The organism is Streptomyces sp. NPDC004266 (assembly GCF_042874095.1).
Lineage (GTDB): Bacteria > Actinomycetota > Actinomycetes > Streptomycetales > Streptomycetaceae > Streptomyces.
The window spans coordinates 282,857-306,797 of sequence record NZ_JBIAMM010000007.1 but is presented as its reverse complement, the minus strand read 5'-3'; the positions used below and the strand labels follow the sequence as shown (position 1 = coordinate 306,797).

Annotated in this window: 14 protein-coding genes and 1 tRNA gene; 11 read left to right on the top strand and 4 right to left on the bottom strand. The window is 71.2% G+C overall.

Translation table 11 applies throughout. The annotated features are described in order from the left end of the window. Positions 1 to 27 precede the first annotated feature (27 nt). Together ACFYUZ_RS19430 and ACFYUZ_RS19425 are read left to right on the top strand one after the other, a co-directional pair. The gene (locus ACFYUZ_RS19430; protein ID WP_389310779.1) at positions 28 to 486 is read left to right on the top strand and encodes a DUF6325 family protein; all 459 of its coding nucleotides are present in this window, start codon (positions 28 to 30) and stop codon (positions 484 to 486) included. A gap of 153 nt (positions 487 to 639) precedes the next feature. Continuing rightward, positions 640 to 933, top strand: coding sequence for an SHOCT domain-containing protein (locus tag ACFYUZ_RS19425; protein ID WP_389310777.1), 294 nt, complete (start codon positions 640 to 642; stop codon positions 931 to 933). Between the two features lie 33 nt (positions 934 to 966). On the opposite strand, the gene ACFYUZ_RS19420 is transcribed toward ACFYUZ_RS19425, so the two are convergent. Both ACFYUZ_RS19420 and ACFYUZ_RS19415 read right to left on the bottom strand, forming a co-directional pair. Then, on the bottom strand, positions 967 to 2,274 hold the full coding sequence (locus tag ACFYUZ_RS19420) for a chloride channel protein (protein ID WP_389310775.1): 1,308 nt from the start codon (positions 2,272 to 2,274) through the stop codon (positions 967 to 969). A gap of 336 nt (positions 2,275 to 2,610) precedes the next feature. Beyond that, positions 2,611 to 3,300: a TetR/AcrR family transcriptional regulator gene (locus ACFYUZ_RS19415; RefSeq protein ID WP_389310773.1), complete on the bottom strand. Its 690-nt coding sequence runs from the start codon at positions 3,298 to 3,300 to the stop codon at positions 2,611 to 2,613. A gap of 99 nt (positions 3,301 to 3,399) precedes the next feature. Between ACFYUZ_RS19415 and ACFYUZ_RS19410 the strand changes: the two genes are divergently transcribed. From ACFYUZ_RS19410 to ACFYUZ_RS19380, 7 genes are all read left to right on the top strand, one after another. Next, complete coding sequence (locus ACFYUZ_RS19410) at positions 3,400 to 3,999, top strand: hypothetical protein (RefSeq protein ID WP_389310771.1); 600 nt, start codon at positions 3,400 to 3,402, stop codon at positions 3,997 to 3,999. Then, complete coding sequence (locus ACFYUZ_RS19405) at positions 3,996 to 4,955, top strand: NAD-dependent epimerase/dehydratase family protein (RefSeq protein ID WP_389310769.1); 960 nt, start codon at positions 3,996 to 3,998, stop codon at positions 4,953 to 4,955. The genes ACFYUZ_RS19410 and ACFYUZ_RS19405 overlap by 4 nt, the downstream gene beginning before the upstream one ends. A 584-nt stretch (positions 4,956 to 5,539) precedes the next feature. After that, positions 5,540 to 7,558 carry an ATP-binding protein gene (locus tag ACFYUZ_RS19400; RefSeq protein ID WP_389310767.1) on the top strand — a complete coding sequence of 673 codons (2,019 nt, stop codon included), beginning with the start codon at positions 5,540 to 5,542 and terminating at the stop codon, positions 7,556 to 7,558. Between the two features lie 6 nt (positions 7,559 to 7,564). Beyond that, positions 7,565 to 7,999 (top strand): roadblock/LC7 domain-containing protein, encoded by a 435-nt coding sequence (locus ACFYUZ_RS19395; RefSeq protein ID WP_190159412.1) that lies wholly within the window; start codon positions 7,565 to 7,567, stop codon positions 7,997 to 7,999. A gap of 2 nt (positions 8,000 to 8,001) precedes the next feature. Then, entirely contained in the window at positions 8,002 to 8,373 is a 372-nt protein-coding gene (locus ACFYUZ_RS19390; protein ID WP_093873136.1) for a DUF742 domain-containing protein, read from the top strand. Then, positions 8,351 to 8,974, top strand: a complete 624-nt coding sequence (locus ACFYUZ_RS19385; protein WP_389310765.1) for an ATP/GTP-binding protein — start codon at positions 8,351 to 8,353, stop codon at positions 8,972 to 8,974. Before ACFYUZ_RS19390 ends, ACFYUZ_RS19385 begins: the two co-directional genes overlap by 23 nt. Next, positions 8,971 to 9,543, top strand: coding sequence for a GAF domain-containing protein (locus tag ACFYUZ_RS19380; protein ID WP_389310763.1), 573 nt, complete (start codon positions 8,971 to 8,973; stop codon positions 9,541 to 9,543). Before ACFYUZ_RS19385 ends, ACFYUZ_RS19380 begins: the two co-directional genes overlap by 4 nt. Before the next feature lie 78 nt (positions 9,544 to 9,621). Here the strand turns inward: ACFYUZ_RS19380 and ACFYUZ_RS19375 are convergent, their stop codons facing one another. Continuing rightward, on the bottom strand, positions 9,622 to 10,830 hold the full coding sequence (locus ACFYUZ_RS19375; RefSeq protein ID WP_389310761.1) for an acyl-CoA dehydrogenase family protein: 1,209 nt from the start codon (positions 10,828 to 10,830) through the stop codon (positions 9,622 to 9,624). A 580-nt stretch (positions 10,831 to 11,410) separates the two neighbouring features. Between ACFYUZ_RS19375 and ACFYUZ_RS19370 the strand changes: the two genes are divergently transcribed. Next, positions 11,411 to 11,484: transfer RNA gene (locus ACFYUZ_RS19370), tRNA-Pro, on the top strand. Positions 11,485 to 11,645: 161 nt separating this feature from the next. Here ACFYUZ_RS19370 and ACFYUZ_RS19365 read toward each other — a convergent pair. Then, the gene (locus ACFYUZ_RS19365) at positions 11,646 to 14,234 is read right to left on the bottom strand and encodes a SpoIIE family protein phosphatase (RefSeq protein WP_389310759.1); all 2,589 of its coding nucleotides are present in this window, start codon (positions 14,232 to 14,234) and stop codon (positions 11,646 to 11,648) included. Positions 14,235 to 15,280: 1,046 nt separating this feature from the next. On the opposite strand from ACFYUZ_RS19365, the gene ACFYUZ_RS19360 reads away from it, so the two are divergent. Continuing rightward, complete coding sequence (locus tag ACFYUZ_RS19360) at positions 15,281 to 23,935, top strand: DNRLRE domain-containing protein (protein WP_389310757.1); 8,655 nt, start codon at positions 15,281 to 15,283, stop codon at positions 23,933 to 23,935. The last annotated feature ends 6 nt before the right edge of the window (positions 23,936 to 23,941 follow it).

Here is a 23,941-nt window from a genome sequence, read left to right as displayed (position 1 = left end):
GTCCTTCCAACGGCGTGTGGAGTGGTCATGAGCGATGAATTCGAGGACATGGGACCGGTGGACTTCCTGGTCATCGAGTTTCCCGGCAACCGCATGACGGGCAAGGGGTTGCCTCTGCTCCTCGATCTGGTCGACAGAGGCATCATCCGCGTTCTCGACCTCACGTTCGTCCGGAAGGATGCCGACGGCAGTGTCGTCGCCCTGGAGCTACGGGATCTCGACGCCGACGGAGAGCTGGACCTGTCCGTGTTCGAGGGCTCCTCGTCCGGGCTCCTCGGGCAGGACGACCTCGACGAGGCGGGAATGGCCCTGGAGCCGGGCAATTCGGCCGGCATCATCGTCTACGAGAACCTCTGGGCCGCCCCCCTCGCGCGGGAACTGCGTCGCGGCGGCGCCCAGCTCGTGGCCGGCGGGCGCATCCCCGTGCAGGCCCTGCTGGCCTCGCTGGAGGCCGCGGAGGCGGCCGGGGACAGCGCCGCCGCCTGACGCAGGCGGACGAGGGCCATCGGACGGCGGCCTCCGGGCGAACGTCCCGGACGGCTGCCGCCGGGCGACCGTCTCCGTACGGCCGTCTCGGGGCGACGGTCTCGCGACGGCCGAGAAGGTCGATCCACTCGAAAGCGGACAAGGAGAACCGACATGCCAGGACTTCTTCGAGGCGTGGCGCGCACCGCGGTGGTGGCCGGGACGGCGACCGCCGTCTCCAACAGGGTCTCGCGGCGCCAGGCGGGCCGTTGGGCCCAGCAGGACATGGCGGCGGCCGAGCAGTACGCCCCGCCCCCGCCCCAGGCCGCGGCGCCCCCGCCCCCCGCACCGGCCGACGACATGAGCAGCAAGATCGATCAGCTCAAGGAACTCGGACAGCTGAAGGAACAAGGCGTGCTGACCGAGGAGGAGTTCGCGGCCCAGAAGAGCAGGATCCTCGGCTCCTGACCGCCGGCGCGAGCGCACCCCCGCCCCGGCGGCTCATGGCCGCCGGGGCGGGGTGCCGTGCGCTCGGCCGCTCGGGCCCTCGTCGAAGGCGGGGATGCGCGGGCCCTGTGGCAGGAGCTCGGTGACGACGAAGGACAGGACGGCGGCCAGCACCACGAGGGCGACCGTCTCCACGTTGCCCAGCAGGAGCACGACGAGGATCACGCTGCTCACCGGCAGCCGCAGGGCAGCGGTCACCGAGGCCGCCATGCCGACCGCCATGGCCGGCACCAGCCCCAGGCCGGGCAGGGGGGCCAGCAGGACTCCGGTCGCCCCGCCCAGGAACAGGGCGGGGAAGACGGGGCCGCCGCGCAGGCTGCCCAGACACAGCGCGTAGGCCAGGCCCTTGAAGACCAGCACCGCGACGAGGGCGCCCACCGACCAGGCGTGGGGGTTCTGCGCCAGGTCGGACAACGTCGCCTCGCCGGACAGGGCCGCCTCCGCCGGCGAGCGACCGGTGGTGACGGCGTAGAGCGTGACGCAGACCGCCGCGCCCGCCGCGCAGAGAACGGTGTTCCGTACGATCCGGCTCACCACGAAGCGTGCCGCGAATCGGCCGGCCACCAGGGTCCAGTGGACGACGAACGCGACGACGGGCGCCAGCACCAGCACCCACAGCACATCCGCGCCGTCGAGCGGCGGTGGCTCGGGCAGGCCGATGTTCAGGCTTCCCGTCTCCAGTCCCGTCCAGTGGACGAACCCGGTGAAGATCAGCGCTCCCACGCCGCTGGACAGCAGGGCCGGCAGCATCACCGCGAACAGCTGGGGGCCGCCCACCCCGGCCACCTCCATCAGCAGCACGGCACCGACCACCGGGTTCCCGAAGAGCGCGGAGATCGCCGCCGCGGCCCCGGCCGCGCCGAGCAGCGCCGTGCTCGCCTGGGTCTGCGGCGCCCGGGCCAGGCCCGCGAAGAACAGCGCCAGCCCTCCGCCGAGGGCGATCAACGGCGCCTCGGGGCCCAGGACGGCGCCGAGCGGAAGACCGGCCACCGCGGTGAGGACGACACCGGGCAGCGCCTCCTTCGCGATCCCGCCCGAGTGCAGCCCGCCCGCGGGAATGTGCCCGCCCCGCCCGGGAAGGTGCGCGACCACCAGGCCGACGACGAGGCCGGCCACCGGCAGCAGGACGAGCCCCCACCACCAGGGAGCCTGTTTCCAGCCCAGGTCCTTGGGCCAGTCGGTCCAGACGAGCTGCTCCAGCTGGTGCAGCGTCACGAGGAACCAGAAGGCGACGAGCGCCACCGGAACGCCGATCAGTCCGGAGAACACCAGAGCCTTGCGGTACTCCGGTCGCCCCAGCATGGTCCGCAGCAGGTCGGCTTCCTGGGGCTGGCTTCCCTGAGCATCCGCCGAGGGGCTCTGAGGCGGGGTTCCGGCGATGGGGTCCTCCTCGGCTCGGCACCACACGGGGCTGCCGGCCGGCAGGACGCGTGGTGGTTCCGTACGCATATGTGAGGGCGTACATACCGTGAGGGCGGCGCGGTTATGCGTGTGCCCGGCGGTTCGGCCGCCGAGGCGAGCGGATCTCGCCCACGGGGAGTCCGGCGGGGGACGGCCTGCGGCGCTGGCGCGGGACCCGCCGGGCCGGCACCGCGACGCCGGGAAGGGGCTTCAGCTCTCCGCCCCCGGGAAGGGGCTTCAGCCCTCCGCCCGCCCCGCGATGCCGTCCAGGACCCGGTCGAGCCCCCACGCGTACTGCTCGTCGGAGACGAACCCCGCGATCGTGTCCGCCGCCTCGGCCGTGCGCGGGTAGCGGTCGGCGGGGACGGCGCGGAGCTGCTCCCGGCGGGTCGCGACCCGCTCGGCGACCGGCGGGGCCGGGGCGGGTGAGGGGAGCTCGGCGGCTTCCAGGGCGATCGCCCCGAGGACCTGGACGATCAGCAGGTACGAGGCGCGGGCCGCCTCCGTCGGGTCGAGGCCGGCGTCCGCGAGGGCCGTCAGGAGGGCTTCGCCGAGCGCGAGGGCGTGGGGGCCGTCCATCGGGCCGGAGAGCAGGAGGTGGACCGCTCCCGGATGGGCGAGCAGACGGCGCCGCAGATCGGCGGCGAGCCCGTGGACGCGGTCCCGCCAGGGCGTGTCGCGGTCGGTGAGGGCCGGGAGGTCGGCCTCGCCGAGCAGGTGCTCGACGACCGCGCGCACCACCGCGGCCCGGTCCGGGAAGTACGTGTAGACGGCGTTCGGCGCGAGTCCCAGCTCGGCGGCGATCCCCCGGATGCTCACCGCGTCGGCGCCACGGGCGCCGAGCAGCCGTACGGCCGCCGCGACGACCTCTTCCTCCCGGACCGCCCGCTTCCGGCCCCGCTTCGCCGGTGGCGTGTCCTGTGCCATCCGTACGCCTCCTCGTCCGTCCCGACCCGAAACCTTGACGCGCCATTTTTGCACGGCGTACATTAATTGCACACCGTACAGAATTGGAAGGTGATCCCCATGCGCGTCTTCCCCCGGGGCCCCGGGCGCCCCGCCCTGCGCGCCTGGATCCGGTGGACGGCCGGTTTCCTGGCGTTCCCGGTCGCCGGGCTCGCCGGCCGCGCGGCGGCCGGTCCGGTCGACGACGCGACGAGCGCCCTGCTGGGCGGGGTCGTGACGGGAGCGGTGATCGGCGCCGGGCAGGCGCTGGTCTCCTCCGGCCGGCTGAGCGTGCCGCGCTGGTCCGCGGCCACCGCGGCCGGCGGCGGGCTCGGGCTCCTGCTCGGTGCCGCCCTGGCCGGCCACCGGACCGATCTCGGTTCCCTGGCGCTCATGGGTGCCGTCCCAGGCGTCCTGCTCGGCGCGGCACAGGCCCGCGCCCTGCCGCCCGCCGCCCGCCCGCCGTGGCTCTGGGCGGCGGCGATGCCGGTCCTGTGGGCGGCGGGCTGGACGGTGACCACCCTCGCCGGCGTCGGGGTGGACGCGCGGTTCACCGTCTTCGGCGCCACCGGCGCCCTCGCCTTCTCCGCCCTCTCCGGCGTCCTGCTCCACAGGCTCCTGCCCCCCACCGCTCCCGGCCGGGCCACCGGCTCGAACCCCCTTCGCGAGGTCGGCACATGAAGCACACCACCACCCCCCGTCACGTGATCTTCGGCTCCGGCGCCGTGGGCACGGCCGTCGCCGAGGCGCTGGTGCGCCAGGGGGAGTCCGTCCGGATCGTCAACCGGTCCGGCCGCGCGGACGTCCCCGACGGCGTCGAGGTGGCCGCCGGCGACGCGGCCGATCCCGCGTTCACCACCGCCGTCGCGGCCGGCGCCGCCGTCGTCTACCAGGCGCTCAACCCGCCCTACCACCGCTGGCGGCAGGAGTTCCCCGCCCTCCAGGCCGGCGTGCTCGCGGCGGCCGAGGCGGCCGGTGCCCGCATGGTCTCGATGGACAACGTCTACAGCTACGGGCCGCCCGGGGGCCGCCCCTTCACCGAGGAGACCCCCGACGCCGCCACCACCCGCAAGGGCCTGCTCCGGGGCCGGATGGCCCAGGACCTGCTCGCCGCGCACGGGGCCGGGCGCGTGGAGGTGGCGATCGGCCGGGCCTCCGACTACTTCGGGCCGCGCGGCGGAGCCCAGTCCAACCTCGGCGACCTGGTCTTCCCGGCCCTCCTGGCCGGCCGTACCGCCACCGTCCTCGGCGATCCGGACCAGCCGCACACGTACACCTTCATCCCCGACGTCGGGGAGGCGCTCGCCCTCCTCGGCCGCCACCCCGACGCCCCGGGCCGCATCTGGCACCTCCCCAACGACCCCCGCACCCGCACCACCCGCGAGCTCGTCGAGCTGGCCCACCGCGCCACCGGCCGCCCCGGCACCGCCCGGCTGCGCCGCCTGCCGACCCTCGCCCTCTACGCCATGGGCACCGTGAACCGCACCGTCCGCGAACTCATCGAGATGCGGTACGAGTTCGCCGAACCCTTCGTCGTCGACTCCTCCCTCATCGGGGACCGGCTGGGAGCCGTCGCCACCCCCGTCGAGGAGGCGATCGAGCGGACCGTGGCGGCCTACCGCGGCAGCGGAAGGTGACCGACGGGCCGTCACCGCCGGCCCGTGGGAGACCCGCCCCGCCCCGCCACGACCGCGGCCACGCCGGAGCCCCGCCGGGCTCCGGCTCTCACCGACCGTCACCGCCCGCACGGATCCGGAGGGCGGCGACGTCGGCGATCCGGGGATCGGAGGGGCTGCCGGGGAACCCGGCGGAGGCGGGGGCGGGGCGGACCGGGGGCGCGCTCGCCTCGGGAAGGGGGCGAGTACCGGCCGAGGAGTCACGTCTCCTCCGGGGGATTCCGGTAAGGGGTGATTTCCGCCGAGAGCGGTGGTGTGGGGGCACCTTCGGACCCTTCCGTTCCCGCTCCCCGGTGCCTCCGTCCAGCCAATGCGTCGACTTTCGGCCGATCATTCTCGGCCGGTCGCCCCAGGGTCGATACCAGAGCGCCCCGGTCTACGGGTAAGTTTGTCAACTGCGCACCGCACATGAACGGTTGACGACTACAGTGTGTGGCTGATGATCATCGGTAGGCTCATCGAACGTCTGTAGAACACCTCCCCCGTACACCCCCTGCAGAACACCCCGCAGTACGCCGATTCCTGGGCACGTACCAAGGACACTCATGTCTCAACTTCGCGCACCCGCCTCGCGGCCCGATCGACGCGAGGGCGGACGGCACGGCCGGCCAGGCGCCCGCTCCGCCACCGGCACCCACAGCAACCCCCCGGGGCAGACCTCCGCACCGCTTCCCGCCGAAGCCCGCATACGCCCCCAACTCCTGCGCACCTCCGTGCTCCCCGCCGTCGCGGTGGCCCTGGGCGGCGCGGCGGCCGTCCTCTTCACCATCCGCTCCACGGGAGCCAGCCCGAGCCCCGGCCTCTGGGCCGCGCTCACCGGCGCCGCCGCCCTCACCATCGCCTCGGTGACGGCCGCCGCGCTCGGCGCCGACCGGGCGGCCAAGGCCGTCCTCGACCGCTGCAACTCCCTGCGCCGCACCAGCGCCCGGAGCCAGGGCGAACTCCGGGCGGTCGTCGAACAGCTGCGCAGGGGAGAGGCTCCGCCGACACGGCCGGCGCAGCCGACCACCCCCGCCTCCAGCGATGAGTTCGACCTCCTGTCGCAGGAGTTGTCCCGCTCCCACGAGGCCGCCGTGGCGGCCGTCGTGGAGGCCTCCCGGCTCTCCAGCAGCGTCGGGAACGAACAGAAGGTCGAGGTCTTCGTCAACCTCGCCCGGCGCCTGCAGTCCCTGGTCCACCGCGAGATCCAGCTCCTCGACGAGCTGGAGAACGAGGTCGAGGACCCGGAGCTGCTCAAGGGCCTGTTCCACGTCGACCACCTGGCCACCCGCATCCGCCGCCACGCCGAGAACCTCGCCGTGCTCGGCGGCGCCATCTCCCGCCGCCAGTGGTCGAACCCGGTCACGATGACCGAGGTGCTGCGCTCCTCGATCGCCGAGGTCGAGCAGTACCCGCGGGTGAAGCTCGTGCCCCCGATCGACGGCACGCTCCGGGGCCATGCCGTGGCCGACGTCATCCACCTCCTCGCCGAACTCGTCGAGAACGCGACGCTGTTCTCCGCGCCGCACACCACGGTGCTGCTGCGCGCCCAGTACGTCACGGCGGGCCTCGCGATCGAGGTCGAGGACCGGGGCCTGGGCATGCCCGTCACCGAGCAGAACAAGATGAACGCCCTGCTCGCCGACCCCGACCAGGTCAACGTCGCGCATCTGCTCCAGGACGGCCGCATCGGACTCTTCGTCGTCTCGGCGCTCGCCCGCCGGCACGGCATCGCCGTGCGCCTGCAGTCCAACATCTACGGCGGCGTGCAGGCCGTCCTCGTCCTCCCGCAGGGCCTCCTCGGCTCCGACCCCGAGGGCCTCGCGCAGCACGAGCGCCAGACCGCCGCGACCGCCGGCTCCGCGGCGATCCCGCCCGACCAGGTGCAGATGCAGCCGCAGGCCCGGCCCGCGGCCGCCGTCACGGCCCCGGCCCAGGCCCCGGGCCACGCCCCGGTCTCCGTGCCGGGCCACGGCCCGGTCCAGACCCCGGCGACCGCGCCGAACCAGGCCCCGGTCCAGGCTCCGGTCCAGGCCCCGGCCTTCGTGCCGAACCAGGCACCGGCCCCGGTCGCGGCACAGGTCACGGGCCACGCCCCCGGCCATGCTCAGGCGCCCGCGCCGGCCGGCATGGACGGGACGGCCCCCACCGCTCCCGTACCGCAGCCCGCATCCTCGCCCTCCCCGGAGCGGGCCGTCGCCCACCACGAGCAGGCCCCCGTGCCCGGCTCCCACCCGTACCTCCGCACGGGCGAGCGGCCGAGCGGGTACGGAGACCCCGGACCCGCCCCCGCGATACCGGACCAGCCGGTCGGCGCCGGGCCCGCCGGCCCGCCGGACCACCTGCTCTCGCCGCTCCCCCCGGCCCCCCGTGCCGAGGAGGACGGCAGGCCCCTGCTCCCCAAGAGGCGCGCACAGGAGCACATCGTCCCGCAGCTGCGGGACGAGCCCGTGGCCCGCAGGACCGAGGAGCACGCCCTGCACGACCCGGGCCTGATGGCCGCTTTCCAGCGCGGCATCGGCCTCGCCGAATCCCAGCCCGCCCCCCACGAATCGCAGCGTCCCGGCGACGCGCACAAGGAGTAGATCACCATGGCGAGCAATGTGCCGACCGGCCATTCCTCGGACCTCGACTGGCTGCTCAGCGGACTGGTCCAGCGGGTCCCGTACACCCGCAACGCCGTCCTGCTCTCCTCCGACGGTCTCGTGAAATCCGTGCACGGCCTCGACCCCGACGCCGCCGACCACATGGCGGCCCTCGCCTCCGGGCTGTACTCGCTCGGCCGCAGCGCGGGCGCCCGCTTCGGCGACGGCGGCGAGGTCCGCCAGGTGGTCGTGGAGCTCGACTCCACCCTCCTGTTCGTCTCCACCGCGGGCTCCGGCACGTGCCTGGCCGTCCTCGCCGGGCGCGAGGCGGACGCCGCCGTCCTCGGCTACGAGATGGCGATGCTCGTCAAGAGCGTCCGGCCGTACCTGGTCACCCCCGCCAGGCAGGCCGCCGGCGTGGTCGGCGGGCGCGGGCAGTAGACGTGACGTCCCATCAGGAAGGACCCTGGCTCGACGACGCGGCCGGGCGGCTGATCCGCCCGTACACCGTGAGCGGCGGCCGGACCAAGCCCACCACCGCCCTGGACCTGCTGTCCATGGTGATGGCGACCGGTTCGAGCCCCCAGGCTCACATGGGTCCCGAGCACAGCCTGGCCCTCGGGCTGTGCGACGGGCCCACCTCGGTGGCCGAGATCGCGGCGCACTTACGGCTCCCGGCCGTCGTGACCAAGGTCCTGCTCTCCGACCTCGTGGACTGCGGGGCGCTGACCGCCCGGGCGCCCCGCTTCCACGCCAATCCAACCGACCGTTCCTTGCTGGAGGCAGTGCTCGATGGCCTACGACAACGGCTCTGAGCGCCACGACGGCTTCGCGGCCGACCCCTTCCCCACCGCGCTGAAGATCCTGGTGGCGGGCGGGTTCGGCGTCGGCAAGACGACCCTCGTGGGCGCGGTCAGCGAGATCGAACCGCTGAGCACCGAGGAGCTGCTCACCTCGGTCAGCGCGGCCACCGACAGCCTGGAGGGCGTGGAGTCCAAGACCACGACCACCGTCGCCATGGACTTCGGCCGCATCACGCTCGACGACCGCCACGTCCTGTACCTCTTCGGCACCCCCGGCCAGGAGCGCTTCTGGTTCATGTGGGACGAGCTCTCCGAGGGGGCGCTCGGGGCGGTCGTCCTGGCCGACACCCGCAGGCTCCAGGAGTGCTTCTCCGCCGTGGACTTCTTCGAGCGGCGGGGCATCCAGTTCATCGTGGCGGTCAACGAGTTCGACGGCGCCTACCGCTACGAACCGGACGAGGTACGGGCCGCCCTCGACCTCAAGCCGGAGGTGCCGGTCGTCACCTGCGACGCCCGGATCTCCAGCTCCGGCATCCGCACCCTGCTGACCCTCGTCCAGCATCTGCTCACCACCATCCCGGACACCGTGCCGAGCTACGGAGCCACGCCATGACCTACGACCCGACCGGTCACCTCCTGCTGACCCCCATCGACAAGGAGGCGCCCGCCCGCGTGCAGCGGCTGCGCGAACTCGGTCTCGGGGAGCGGCCGGACCCGGCGTTCGACGACTTCGCCCACCGGCTCGCCGAGGTGACCGGCGCCCCGTTCTCGATGGTCAACTTCATCGACGAGAACCGGCAGTTCTTCGCGGGGCTGCACACCCCCCAGGGGACCCACTCCGGCAGCGACCTGGGCGCGGCCGCCGCGGGCGGTGGCGGCGTCGGCCGCTTCATGGCCCGCGACCACGGCTACTGCCCGCACGTCGTGGTGCGGCGCAAGGCGCTCGTCCTGGAGGACGTCTGCGACTACCCGCGCTTCGCGGGGAACCCGGTCGTGGACGAGATCGGCATCCGTTCCTACATGGGGGCGCCGCTGATCGACCGCACCGGCGTCGCCCTCGGCACCATCTGCGTGGTCGACACCGACGTCCGGCCGTGGGGGCGCGCCGGTCTGGAGACGATCAAGACGATGGCGGCGGAGCTCATGGAGCAGATCCACCGCCGCGAGGACGGCATGTTCTGACCGTCATCCTCCGACGACAGCCGGGAGCCCCGGTACGGCAGCGGCCGTACCGGGGCTCCCGGCTCGTGGGGGTGGGGATCAGACGTGCAGGAGCTCCGGCTCACGCGTGCGGACCAGCTCGGACAGGCGCTCCGACCAGCTGCCCTTGTCCTGGCCGAGGGCGACCTCGGCCAGCCGCAGGAGCTGGATGTCGGAGGTGCCGGCCGGGGCGAAGATGTGGTGCGCGTCCCGGAGGTAGCGCTCGATGGCCCGGTCCGTGAAGAGGCCTGCGGCGGCGTGGATCTCCATGGCGTTGCGGCCGGAGTCGATGGCCGACTCGACGTTGACGAGCTTGGCGTTCATCAGCTCGGTGTCGCAGGAGAGTCCCTGGTCGAGCAGGTGCACGGCGTGGTACGCGGCCAGCCGGGCGGTCATCAGCCGGGACTGCATCTGCCCCAGCTTCAGCTTGACCGTGGGCAGGTCGTGGAGCGGCTTTCCGTAGCGGATGCGCTCGGAGGCGAACCGCGTGGTCTCCTCCAGGATCGCCTGGTGGATGCCGAGCGAGACGGCGGTGAGGTTGGCCCGTCCGTACAGCACGCTGGAGGAGTACGCGACGGCGAGGCCGTCGCCCTCGTCGCCGAGCCGGTTGGAGGCCGGCACCCGGCAGTCCTCGAAGATCAGCTCACCGAAGCTGAAGCCGTGGAGGCCCATCGCCTCCTGCTGGGGACCGGTCCTGAATCCCGGGCGATCGGATTCGACCAGGAAGGCGGTGAGCCCCTTCGATCCCGGACCGGTCCTGACCACGACGCCGTGCAGATCGCCGACGTGGCTGTTGCCCACGTAGACCTTGCTGCCGTTGAGGACGTAGTCGTCGCCGTCCCGGACCGCGCTGGCGGTCATGCCGAGGACGTGACCGCCGGACTCGGGCTCGGTGACCGCGATGGTCGGCAGGCACGCCCCGGCGGCGATCTCCGGAAGCCAGGTCTTGCGCTGCTCGTCGCTGCCGAAGTGGACGATCTTGGCGGTGCCCAGCTGTGAGGCCTGGACCATGGCGCCCATGGCGCCGCTGACCCGGGAGAGCTCCTCGATGATGATCGTCTTGGCCAGGTGACCGGCGCCCATGCCGCCGTACTCCTGGCTGATTGTCGCGCCCAGCCAGCCCTGCTCGGCGATCTTGCGGGACAGCTCGTGGTGGACCGTCCGGGACTCCTCCATCTCGGCTATCCGGGGCCGGACCTCACGCTCCGCGAAGTCACGGACCGTCTTCCTGAGCTCATGATGCAGTCGGCTGCTGAAGTAGCTGTCCATCCGAGTCCTCACCTGCGAAACGCCTGTCCGGCGGGTTGTCCGAACAGGTGGAGCATCGGCAGTGGTCCCGTCCCGAACAGGCCGACCCATTCATGGTGTTGATCTTTCCGGAACGGATCAATATCGCCATGAAGTTTGTCCGAAACCGGAGCGGTTGACGATCGAATCTGACTGTGTTTCGTGTGGTCTTGGCCCTCTCGACCGGATCCGGACCTCCTTCCCGAGGGTCGTCTTTTTGCCACATGCCAACGGCGAAGAAGATGACGATCAAGCATGACAAGTCAGAGTGGATCACCATATGAGCTTCTTCCTCCTCAGATGGGAGGCATTCCGGAACCTCTTCCTCCTCTCCGCCCGTCCGAGGGGCGCCCCTCCGCACACCCTCGTCTCCCCCTTCCGCCGCGCCTGGGCGCGCACGCGGGTGCACGCGGGGGCGTGGAGGGGCGTCACGGAGAGTGAGCGCCGCCCGCCCGGCGTGCGCCCGAGCGCGCGCCCGGAAAGGCGTGCGCGACCACCGGTGAAAGTGCGGTATTGTTCTCATGCGCGTTCGGCCAGGGGAAACCCCAGGTCAGACGGGTATCGGGACGTGGCGCAGCTTGGTAGCGCACTTGACTGGGGGTCAAGGGGTCGCAGGTTCAAATCCTGTCGTCCCGACTGTGCGGAAACGCAGGTCGGAGGCCGTTCTCTCATCCGTGAGAGGGCGGCCTTTCGTGCGTCCCGGGGCGCGGTGGTCGCAGTCGTGCGGGCCGGCCCGCACGGTCCCCCTCCGCATCGCCCTCCTGGGGGTGACGGCCGGCTGGCAGAGGCCGCGCACCCTAGGAGAGGGGCCGGCCGGCAGCGGGCAGGACCTGTTCGGCCCAGATGACCTTGCCTTCCGGGGTGTACCGAGTGCCCCAGTGCTCGCTGATCTGCGCCACCAGGAACAGTCCGCGGCCTCCCTCGTCCATGCCGGCCGCGTACCGCAGGTGCGGGGCGGTACTGCTGCTGTCCCACACCTCGCAGGTCAGGGTGCGATCGCGCAGAAGCCGCACGCGAACCGGCGCCGCGCCGTACCTTATGGCGTTGGTGATGAGCTCGCTGAGGATCAGTTCCGTGCTGAAGGCGAGTTCCTCCAGACCCCACTCTTCGAGCTGCGCAGCCGCGCGGCTGCGCACGGCGCCGACCTCGCTCGGGTCGAACGGAACGTCCCACTGGGCGACCTGGCCGGGCCCCAGGGTGCGTGTCCGCGCGATGAGCAGCGCGATGTCGTCGGACGGCTGACTGGGGAGCAGGGCGTCGAGCACGGCGCGGCGGCTGGCGTCCGGGTCCCGGCCGGGGTGGCTCAGCGCCGTGCGCAGCCTTTCCAGGCCCTCTGCGATGTCCCGGCTGCGCTCCTCGACCAGCCCGTCGGTGTACAGGACGAGCTGACTGCCCTCCTCCAGGCGCAGTTCCATGGTCTCGAAGGGCATGCCTCCCAGCCCCAGCGGGGGACCGGCCGGCAGTTCCGAGATCGTCGTCGTGCCGTCCGGGGCGACCACGAGCGGTGGCATGTGTCCGGCCCGTCCCATGGCGCAGTTCCGGGAGACCGGGTCGTAGACGGCATACAGGCAGGTCGCGCCCAGAACACCGCCCTCAGGGGCGGTGCCGTCGCCTTCCTGGTCCATGCGCTGGACGAGGTTGTCGAGACGGGCGAGGAGTTCGTCGGGCGGCAGGTCCAGGGAGGAGAAGTTGTGCACGGCCGTGCGCAGCCGCCCCATGGTGGCGGCGGCGTGCAGGCCGTGCCCGACGACGTCTCCGACGACGAGCCCGACGCGGCTTCCCGGCAGCGGGATCACGTCGAACCAGTCCCCGCCCACTCCTGACTGGGCGGGCTGGTAGAAATGCGCGACATCCACGGCGCTCTGCTCGGGCAGATCCTGTGGCAGCAGGCTGCGCTGGAGCGTCACGGCGAGATGGTGTTCGCGCGTGTAGCGGCGGGCGTTGTCCATGCTGACCGCGGCGCGGCCGACGAGCTCCTCCGCCAAGGACAGGTCGTCCTCGTCGAACGGTTCGGGCTTCTGCGACCGCCAGAAGTTGACCACTCCGAGCACGACGCCCCTGGCCTTCAGCGGGGCGGCGATGAGCGAGTGGATCCCGTAGTCGACGATCGCCGATGTCCGGCGCGGGTCCTGGGCGTGCCAGCCCGGCGCGTCACGCAGATCGGGTACGAGTTCGGCCGCGCCCGTGCCGTAACCGCGGGCCTGCGGCGTGGACGGCAGGAAGTCGATCAGACTGCCGAGCGGGTACAGCGGGTGATCGGGGCGGATGCCGTTGACCGCCGTGCGCCGCATGTCGGCGCCCGGGCCGGGCTCGTCGCCGTGCAGCACCGCATCGGCCAGGTCGACCGTCACGAAGTCCGCGAACCGGGGGACGGCGACGGCGGCCAGCTCCTCCGCGGTCCGCACCACGTCGAGCGTGGTGCCGATGTCGCCCCCGGCGTCGTAGAGCAGCTTGAGCCGTCTGCGGGCCGTTTCCGCTCGGCTGCTCAGGAGCCGCATCTCGGTGGAGTCACGGATGGTGACCGCCGAGCCCTGCGGGCGGCCCCCGGGGCGCGTGGGTCGCTGATTGACCACGAGCAGCCGGTCCCCGGCCTCCAGCACCTCGTCGGTGGCGATCCGGCCGGACAGCAGCAGGTCCGCCATCCGGCGGTCCATGCCGACCTCGTCGACGGGGCGCCCTTCGGCGTCGTCCGGCAGGTCGAGCAGCCTTCCGGCCTCGTCGTTCGCCAGGAGCAGCCGTCCTTCGCCGTCGGTGATCAGCACCCCTTCGCGGACGGTGTGGAGCACCGCGTCGTGGTGCTCGTACATGCGGGTCATCTCCTGCGTGCCGAGCCCGTGGGTCTGGCGGCGGAGTCTTCGGCTGATCAGCGCCGTGCCGACGGTGGCCAGCGCCAGGCCGCCGGCGATGGACAGGAGGATGACCGGAAGCTGTCGGTTGGCGATGCCGGTCACGCTCTTCACCGTCAGACCCGCCGAGACGAGGGCGACGACATCGCCTTCGGGCGAGTCGACCGGCACGATCGCCTGGATCTCCTTGCCGAGCGGCCCCTGCACGCTCTCGGTGTGCACCTGGCCGGCGAGCGAGGGCCCGATCGTGCCGACGAACCGCTTGCCGATGAGATCGGGCTGAGGGTGGCTGTAGCGGATGCCGTGGGTGTCCATCACCACGAGGAAGTCCACCCCCGCGGCCTTGCGCGTCTCCTCGGCGAGAGGCTGCAGGACCGAGGACGGGTCCGGCGTCTTCAGCGTTTCCCGCAGGCCCGGGGACTTCGCGAAGGTCTGGGCCACGGAGACCGACCGGTTGCGCGCCTCTCGGTCGATGTCGTGCCGCGACTGCAACACCAGGGCCAGCAGGGCCCCGGCGGCGAGCAGCACCACGATCGCCACCTGAAGGACGAAGACCTGCCCGGCGACGCTTCCGAATCTTCTGCCTAGGCTCGACCGCACCGGTACGCCGGACACGAGACACAAGACGGGCTCACAACCCCAGTTGTAACACCTCGCCGCGGCCTGGTCCTCCGGTGCTCACCGTACGCGTCGGGGCCGCCTCACAGGGTCTCCGCGCCCGGGGGACCGCGGGGACGGGCGGCCGGGCAAGGGCGCTCCTCGTCCTGGGGGGCTCCGTCCGGTCCAGCGGGGGAGGGCGGAGACCGGCTTCCGGGCGGGACGGGCCACTGCGTCGGGTCGGCGACCGCGACCGCGCGGCGAGCGCGATGTCCGAGGGATCACCGTCCCGGAGACCTCCCTGCCCGGGATCCGTCCTCCCGGCCGATGAGGTCACGTCGTCGTCTGATGACGCCGCAACCCCGACCGTCGTATTCGCGCACCGGCCTCTCGGGTGCCGAAGGCGAGCGGGCCGGGGCGTGAGAAGAGCCGCTCCCGTACGAGGACTCGTCACTGACCTTGACGACCTGCCCTTCGGTGCTGCTCACGTCCCACTCCCTTCCGGCCGACCATTCGCCATGGGCCGAGACCGCCCCGCTTCGCCGACTGCCTGAGGGCGGTGGGGGGGGCGAGCCGGCCGAGCTCGAGAGGGGTGAATAAGGGGTGAATGCGAAAAGGAGCGGAGGGCACCTTCTTCGTTCCGGTCGGAAGCCCCCCGCCCCGGCATGCGTGAGAAAGTGGCGCTCCAGATCGCCGCGTACGGCAACACGGGCCGCGTCGTCCGGACCGCCTGTCAAATATCCCAATTATTCCCCTGTTTGACATGATCATGAAATAAGGCCTAGAAACCCCCCGCCATGAACGGTGTACCTCCGGAAGGTCAGTCCCGTCCGCGGAGTGGCCTGTTGTCGCATGCCTGAGGGGCGCCGGCCGGGCTGATTCGCCGCGACCGACGAGGAAGGTGCCTCGCCGGCGTGCCGGTGCGCCCCCCGCGCGTGCGCGGGGGTGCCGACGGAGGGAATGGCTTGAAAACGAGATCAGGGCGGGCAATGGCGTGCCTTGTGGTTTCCGCGATCGTCTCCACCGCATTACCGCAATTCGCGTACGCCGCATCAACGCCGCAATCGATATCGGACGACGGTGACGGAAAAGGCATCGTCGACACCGTCAAGGGCTGGTTCTCGGACGACGAGGCCGGGACCGGGCAGCCCGACGAACCCGAGACCGGCGGAACCCCGGTCCTGCCGAGCCGGGAGGACGTCCCGCCCGGCAAGGCGGCCCCGAAGGGCAGACGCGTCGCGGAGCTGACCGGCAGGCGCACGGCGAACACCCGGTACTGGCGGCTCTCCGACGGGCGGGTCCAGGCCGAACTGTCGACCGCGCCCACCGCCTACCGCGCGGGCACGACGTGGAAGGACATCGATCCGACGGTCCGCCCGGCCCGCACCGCCGGATTCGACTTCGCCAACACCACCAACACGACCCGCAGTTGGTTCGGCTCGGAAGCCGACCGGCTGATGCGCTTCGACGCCGGCGGCGGACACGCGGTCACCCTCGGCCTCCAGGGCGCCGGAAGGCTCGCGCCGACGGCGAAGGGCGACACCGTCACGTACGAGGACGCGGTATCCGGCGCGGACCTGTCGTACCAGGTCGGTCCGGGGCGGGTGAAGGAGAACATCGTCCTGGCCGAACGGCCCGAAGGGCCGGTGTCGTTCACCTTCACCCTCGACGCGGGCGGCCTGCGGCCCGAGGCCGGCGAGGACGGCTCGGTCGCGTTCTACGGGGAGGGTGCCGACCCGGTGCTCATGATCCCGGCCGCGTTCATGACGGACGCCGAGCGGGACGCGCGGTCGCCGTACGGGAACCGCTACAGCACCGCCGTGGAGCAGAAGCTCGTCAAGGCGGGCAAGGCCTGGAAGCTGACCGTCACCCCCGACGCGAAGTGGCTGGCCGCACCCGAGCGGCGCTACCCCGTCACCATCGACCCGACGATCACGATCGCGCCGACGCCGTCCCAGGCCCAGGACGTGATGATCTCCTCGGACGGACCCGCGGAGAACTACGACGAGAGCTGGCGCCTGTCGGTCGGCAACACCTCCTCCGGCTCCTCACGGGCCCTGCTGAGGTTCCCGCTGGCCGGAATCCCGGCCGGCACCAAGGTCGACTCGGCCGACCTGAGGTTGTACTACGACCAGACGCACACCACCGGTGACACCGAGGTGCAGCTGGAGGCGCACCGGGCCACGCAGGAGTGGAGCGAGTCCACCGCGACCTGGAACAGCGCCAACGGCATCACCGGTGAGCTGTCCGGCACCTCGGTCCTGGTCGACGACGGGGACGCGGGCACCACGGCCGCCAAGGGCTCCTGGCCCGCCTCGGGGAACACCGCGTACACCCAGTACGCGACCAACCGGGACTACCTCTACAACAAGGACTCGGTCTCGGGCGACACCTACACCTGGCAGCCGAGCCTCCCCGAGGACGGCACCTACCAGGTCGAGGCGCACTACGTGCCGGCCCCGGACCGCGCCACCGCGGCCCCGTACACCGTCACCTTCGACGGCGGATCCCGGACCTACCAGGTCAACCAGGCCGCGGGCTCGGCCGGGGTGTGGAAGACGCTGGGCACCCACCCCTTCAAGGCGGGAACCCTGGGCAAGGTCGTCCTCGGCGACGGTCCCGCCTCCACCTCCACCGCGGTCCTCGCCGACTCCGTCCGCTTCACCAAGGGCGGAGTGGTCACCAAGAAGCCGGGCGAGGCCAACGCCTGGCACTCGTTCCCGGTGACCAGGACCGTCCAGTCCTGGGTGGACGGCACCAGCAGCAACCACGGCTTCGTGATCAAGGCGGGCGACGAATCGGCCGGCGGCCCCAAGGGCGGCCCGCGGTACGAGGGCAGCGAGTACGCCTACATGGGCGAGACCGCCAACTACCCGCGCCTGGTGCTGACCTTCGGCCGGCAGGGCGTGGACCTGGCGCCGCCCGCCACGGTCCACGACACCGGCGCGGAGCTGAACTGGTCCGCCTACCAGGACAAGGACCCCGTCGCCACCGGCGACGACCTCGTCGAGTACCAGGTCCACCGCTCCGTCTACCAGACCTTCACCCCGTCGGCGTCCACGCTGGTCTCCCCGGTGGCTCCGGGGACGACGGCGTTCACCGACAGCACCGCCGTGCCGACCAGGGCGGACGACCCCGATCCGCTCGGCCGGGCGTACTACTACATGGTCGCGGTGAAGACGAAGGACGGACAGGTCGTCGCCGCACCGACGCAACTGGTACGGCTGCCGAAGGCCGGCCGCATCACCAAGGTGCTCGAAGCCGCCCAGGACACCACGCTGTCCTCGGCCGAGCCGACGGCCCCGCACGACACCCTCGACGACGGGGGACCGCAGAACTGGGTCTCCGTCGGCAACAACTCGCCGACCCTCGGCAAGGCGCGGACCCTTCTCAGGTTCCCCGCCCTCGGCATCCCCGCCACGGCTCGCGTCGTCGAGGCACAGGTGCGGATGTGGAGCAGCACGACCACGCGCGACGCACCCGGCGCGGTCTACGAACTGCGGCCACTGACCCTGGACTTCGACGAGGCCACGGCGACGTGGACCAAGGCGGACGCCACCACCGGCTGGACCGCCCCGGGCGGTGACGCCGGGGCCTCCGTCGCGGACATCGGGGCGATCGGCAACGACCCGGCCCGCCGCGAGTGGAACGTCACCTCGCTCGCGCAGTCCTGGGTGGCCGCCCCCGCCTCGCAGAAGGGCGTGGTCGTCAGGACGGCCGACGAGAACGCCGCGCAGGAGCGCACGGTCTTCCTCTCCTCCGAAGCGGGCGAGACCCGGCTCCGCCCGAGGATCGTCGTCACCTACATCGACTCCACCACCGAGTCGACCTACTACGCGCCCGGGACGCCCGCCCGGATGACGCCCGACTCCACGCACACGGTGGAGTTCACCCTCACCAACACCACCACCGCGGTGTGGAAGGCCGCCGACCGGGTCCTCACCTACACCTGGGCGCTGCCCGACGGCACGGACGTCACCAACGGCGGCAACCAGGTCCGCACCGCCCTGCCGAACGACGTCGCGCCCGGTGACTCGGTCACCCTCCAGGCGCAGGTCAAGACCCCGATCAACTCCGACTCGGGCAACAAGCGCACCGAGTACGTGCTGAACTGGGACGTCCTCGACAAGACCGCCGGCACCTGGCTGTCGGCCACCGGCGGCATACCCGGCCTGAAGCAGAACGTGGCGGTCGAGGACCCCACCTCGGACCAGCTCGGACTGGAGAAGTACTACTCCTACTCCGGCAAGAACACCGGCGCCGGCTCGACCGTCATGAACAACACGGCGGCGGGCAACAGCGTCTGGTCCTACAACGCGTTCAGCAACCCCGGCCGCGGACTCACCACCTTCGCGCGCTTCGCGTACAACTCCCTCGACACCTCCGACACGGTGTCCGGACCCGGCTGGTCGTTCCAGGCGGCGGGGCCGGTCCGGCTCGGCGCGCCCCTGGACTTCCGTCCCAACCCGCACCCGACCGAGATCCGTCTCCCGGACGGCGACGGCACCACGCACGTCTTCCGCAAACAGGACGACGGCTCCTGGAAGGCCCCCGCGGGCGTCCACTACAGGCTCACGTCCAAGCCCGGCCTGGACTGCACCCCGGCCAAGGACCCCGTTCCCGACGCCTGGACGATGACCCGCCCGGACGGGACGCGGTTCCTCTTCGGCTGCGACGGCTACATGACGTCGACGGTCGACAGGAACGGCAACACGCAGACGTTCACCTACCAGGAACGCAAGTCCAACAACAAGCCGACGAAGTTCCTCGTCTACGTCACGGACCCGGCCGGCCGGCAGTCGCTGACCGTCGACTACTACGACAAGACCGAGGCCTCCGGCCCGAAGATCGTCGACCACGTCCAGTCGATCACCGACGTCTCCGGACGCAAGGTCGCCTTCCAGTACTCGGACAAGGGCCTCCTGACGAAGCTGACGGACGGCGCGGGCTCCGCGCAGCCCAAGGTCTTCGCCTTCGAGTACGACGCCACCCAGGGCAACAAGAACGTCAAGCTGGTCAAGGTCACCGACCCGCGCGGCAACAGCACCGGCCTGGCCTACCACTACCCGCGCGAGGGCGACGACCCGAAGTACCACTGGTGGACCCAGACGCTCACCGACCGTCTGCAGGGCGCCACCACCTTCGCGTACAAGGCCGACACCACCAACCCGAAGTTCACCGCCACCCGGGTCACCGACGCCGAGAACCACTCCACGGACTACGTGACCGACGACTTCGGCCGTCCGCTGCGGACCACCAACGCCAAGGCGCAGACGACGACCCTCACCTGGGACGCCGACAACAACGTCACCTCCCTCGAAGAGGCCAACGGCGCCACGACCGCGTACTGCTACGACCCGAAGACCGGCTACCCGCAGTGGAAGCGCGACGCCGAGCACAACAGGGCCGGCGTTCCGCCGCGGAGCGACTGCGCGCCCGGCGTCTATCCCGTCAACGCGCAGAAGTACGAGTACCGGACGCGTCTCGACGGATACTCGGCCGACCTCTCCCGCAAGACGTCCACCCAGGGCCGCTCCTGGATCTTCGGGTACGACACCTTCGGCAACCTGAAGGCGGTCACGGACCCCAAGGGCGTGGCCTCCCCGGCGGCCGGCGACTACACCACCTCGTACGAGTACGACTCCCACGGTCTGCTCACCAAGGTGACGGACGCCAACGGCAACCCCACCACCCACAGCGAGTTCGGGCCGACCGGATACCCGGCGAAGACCACGGACGCCCTGGGCGCCACCACGTCGTACACCTACGACGAGCGCGGCCAGGTCACCCAGGTCACCGACGCGCTCGGCAAGAGGACCACGCAGACGTACGACGTCTACGGGCGTCCGCTGGTCAACACCGTCCCCAAGGACCAGGCCAAGGGCGTCCTGATCACCACCCCGGCGCCGGTCTTCGACGCCAACGACAACGTCACCAAGGCCACGGCCCCCAACGGCGCGGTGTCCACGGCCGTGTACGACGCCGCGGACCAGATCGTCTCGGCGACCGCGCCCAGGGACTCCGACACCGCGGCCGCGCGCACGACGACGTACACGTACGACAAGGCCGGCCACGTCGTCAGGACGACGGAGCCGAAGGGCACCGCGACCACGGCGAACCCGGACGACTTCGTCACCACCAACCACTACAACCAGATCTACCAGCTGACCTCCGTGGTCAACGCGCTGGGCGACCGGATCTCCTACGAGTACGACGTCGTCGGCAATCCGGTCAAGGTCGTCGACCCGAAGAAGAACGCGACCGCCGACCCCGACGACTTCTCCGCCGAGAACACCTACGACCTGAATCACCGCATCACCCGGGCCACCGACGCCCTCGGCAAGAGCACGTCCCGCACGTACGACAAGGACTCGCTCCCCGTCGCCACCAAGGACGCCGAGGGCAACGAGACCCTGATCAGCTACGACGAGCGGGGCAAGCAGACCGAGGTCAAGGTCCCGCACAAGGGCACCGGTGGGGACCTCACCTACCGGACGACCACGTACGAGTACGACCAGGTGGGCAACACCACCCGGGTCGTCACTCCGCGGGGTACGGCCACCGCCGCCCCCGACGACTTCGCCTCGCGGACCGAGTACGACGCGCTGAACCGGCCCGTCAAGCAGTTCCAGCCGTACGACCCGGCGGACGGCCGCTACAACAGCCCGAACGTCTACACCCGGACGACCTACGACGAGCTCGGCAGGGTCGTCAAGACCTCGCTGCCCCCGTCGGAGGGCCAGACGGTCCGCAACGACACCACGGTCACCTACTTCGACAACGGCTGGGCCAAGTCGTCCACCGACCCGTGGGACATCGTCACCACCTACGACTACAACGACCTCGGGCAGCAGACCTCCCGGACGCTCACCTCGGCGGGCGGGTCCGTCAGCCGCACGATGGGCTGGTCGTACCACCCCAACGGCAAGCTCAAGGAGAAGACGGACGACGGCGTCCCCGTCGGCACCGCCGTCCCGCTCGTCGACAACTCCGACGTCCAGAACACCGGTTCCACCGGCACCTGGACCAAGGGTTCCCTCGCCGGACAGCAGGGCTACGACCACCAGGTCCACGCCGCCGGCGCCGGAACGGACGCGTTCGCCTGGACACTGAACATCCCCAGGAACGGCACGTACACCGCCTACGTCAGGTTCCCCCAGGTCTCCGGCGCCGCGACGACCGCGAAGTACAAGGTCACGCACTCCGGCGGAACGACCGAGAAGACCGTCGACCAGTCGAGCGGGGCCGGCGCCTGGACCAGTCTGGGCTCCTACGACTTCACCCAGGGCAACACGGCCAGGCTGGAGCTGTTCCAGAACAGCGGCGGCGCGGTCGTGGCCGACGGCGTGAAGCTGGTGCGCGACACGGCGGGCGAGACCGACACGGAGAAGCACCACTTCCGTTACGGCTACGACCTCAACGGCAACCTCACGTCGATCGACGACACCTCGTCCGGCGCGAAGGTCGACGCGTACAGCATCGCGTACACGGATCTGAACCAGGTCGCCAAGGTCACCGAGGCGCTGGCCGGCCAGGAGAAGAGGACCACCGCCTACACCTACGACGCCAACAGCCAGGCGGAGACGGTCACGCACCCGGACCAGTTCTCCCGGTACACCTACGACCTGCGCGAACTGGTCAAGACGGTCTCCGTCGGCACCTCGCCCACGGACCCCGACCCCAAGGTCTCGTCCTACACCTACACCGACCGCGGCAAGGTGCTGCGGGAGACCAAGGACAACGGCAACACCGTCGACACCGCCTACTACCTCGACGGTTCGGTCAGCGGCACCACCGAGAAGAAGCCGGACGGCGCCCTCGTCGCCTCGCACGCCTACGCCTACGACGCCAACGGCAACAAGGCGCAGGACGTGTCGAAGAAGATGAACGCCGACGACCACGCGGCCTATCTCGAGTCGACCACGGACTTCGGCTACGACCCGGTGGACCGGCTCGCCGAGGCGGTCAAGACCGGCAACGGAGCGACCACCGAGACGTACGTCCACGACGACAACGCCAACGTCGTCAGCCAGACGGTCGACGACACCCCCACGACCTTCGGCTACGACCGCAACCGGCTCCTGACCTCGACGACGGCGGGCGCCACGTCCTCGTTCAACTACGACCCCTTCGGACGGCAGGAGTCCGTCACCAAGGGCGGCCGGATCGTGTCGCGGAGCGTGTACGACGGCTTCGACCACGTGGTCGAGTCGCAGCAGCGCGACGGCACCGGCGCGATGAAGTCCACCACCTACACGTTCGACCCGCTGGACCGCACCACGTCCAGGACCGCCGACGGCAAGACGACCGACTACACCTACCTGGGCCTGTCCCAGGAGGTCCTCAACGAGGAAGTCGCCGGCAAGCTCACCAAGTCGTACCAGTACAGCCCCTGGGGCCAGCGACTCTCCCAGGTCACGCACCACGACGACGGGACGACCGAGGACGCGTACTACGGCTACAACAGCCACACCGACGTCGAGACCCTGACCGACAAGAACGGTGACACCAAGGCCACCTACGGCTACACGGCCTACGGCGACGAGGACCGGTCGGAGTTCACCGGCATCGACAAGCCCGACGCCGGCGACCCCACCAAGGAGGAGTACAACTCCTACCGCTACAACGCCAAGCGGTGGGACTCCCAGTCCGGCACCTACGACATGGGCTTCCGCGACTACGACCCGGGGCTCAACCGCTTCACCACCCGGGACATGTACAACGGCGCCCTCGCCGACATGGGCCTCGGCAGCGACCCCTTCACCGGCAACCGCTACGCCTTCACCGGCGGCAACCCTGTCACGAACGTCGAGATCGACGGGCACTTCGCCTTCCTCGCCGCGCTCGCGCCCATCGCGGCCGCGGTGGCCGTGCTCGAAGTAGTCGCCGTGGTCCTGGTCGTGGCCGTGGTCGTCCTCGCGGTGGCCGCGGTCGTCGAGAAGGTCGCGGAGGAGATCAGCGAGGACGCCGACGAGGGCGAGGAGGCGAAGCCGGACAACGATCCCAAGCCCATCCCGCTTCCCCTCCCGACACCGGACGGCGACGATGACGACGACGACAAGAAGGGATGCGGCGACGGCTGGGTCAAGCACGGCGAGCTGGACGCGAACAACGGCAACCGGTCCACGGGCGTGACGTCCTGCCTCACCAAGGACTACCTGGACTCCCACAGCGGCTCGGCCACGGACACCTCCACGGTCGCGCCTCCCGGATACCGCTGGGGACAGCGCGTCGCCGGTCACCTGGGCGTGAGCCCGCGGGAGAACATCAACGCCTGCCACCTCCTGGGCAACCAGCTCTCCGGATCGGGCACCGACCTGAAGAACCTGGCCACCTGCTCCCGCGGGGCCAACGCCTGGCAGACGGGCTCCGCCCAGGGGGCCAACAACATGCAGAACTACGAGCAGCAGGTGTACGACGCCGTCCAGGCGGGACAGGACGTCCTGTACTCGGTGACACCGACCTACAGTGGCCCGAGAACGGTGCCGACGGGCTTCACCCTGACGGCGTACGGCACGAACCCCGACGGAACTCCGGGAATCCAGATCAACACGTTCATCCCGAACACCCTGCAGGGACAGAACCTGGGGATGTACAACGACCAGAACACCGGGAATCCCGTGCCCACCGGTTCGATGCCATGACGCGGC

Bases quoted from the DNA above. Each gene is read 5' to 3' on its own strand.
- ACFYUZ_RS19420 (WP_389310775.1), bottom strand. From the start codon at position 2,274: ATGCTGGGGCGACCGGAGTACCGCAAGGCTCTGGTGTTCTCCGGACTG.
- ACFYUZ_RS19415 (WP_389310773.1), bottom strand. From the start codon at position 3,300: ATGGCACAGGACACGCCACCGGCGAAGCGGGGCCGGAAGCGGGCGGTC.
- ACFYUZ_RS19385 (WP_389310765.1), top strand. From the start codon at position 8,351: ATGGCCTACGACAACGGCTCTGAGCGCCACGACGGCTTCGCGGCCGAC.
- ACFYUZ_RS19410 (WP_389310771.1), top strand. From the start codon at position 3,400: ATGCGCGTCTTCCCCCGGGGCCCCGGGCGCCCCGCCCTGCGCGCCTGG.
- ACFYUZ_RS19380 (WP_389310763.1), top strand. From the start codon at position 8,971: ATGACCTACGACCCGACCGGTCACCTCCTGCTGACCCCCATCGACAAG.
- ACFYUZ_RS19360 (WP_389310757.1), top strand. From the start codon at position 15,281: ATGGCGTGCCTTGTGGTTTCCGCGATCGTCTCCACCGCATTACCGCAA.
- ACFYUZ_RS19395 (WP_190159412.1), top strand. From the start codon at position 7,565: ATGGCGAGCAATGTGCCGACCGGCCATTCCTCGGACCTCGACTGGCTG.
- ACFYUZ_RS19430 (WP_389310779.1), top strand. From the start codon at position 28: ATGAGCGATGAATTCGAGGACATGGGACCGGTGGACTTCCTGGTCATC.
- ACFYUZ_RS19400 (WP_389310767.1), top strand. From the start codon at position 5,540: ATGTCTCAACTTCGCGCACCCGCCTCGCGGCCCGATCGACGCGAGGGC.
- ACFYUZ_RS19405 (WP_389310769.1), top strand. From the start codon at position 3,996: ATGAAGCACACCACCACCCCCCGTCACGTGATCTTCGGCTCCGGCGCC.
- ACFYUZ_RS19375 (WP_389310761.1), bottom strand. From the start codon at position 10,830: ATGGACAGCTACTTCAGCAGCCGACTGCATCATGAGCTCAGGAAGACG.
- ACFYUZ_RS19425 (WP_389310777.1), top strand. From the start codon at position 640: ATGCCAGGACTTCTTCGAGGCGTGGCGCGCACCGCGGTGGTGGCCGGG.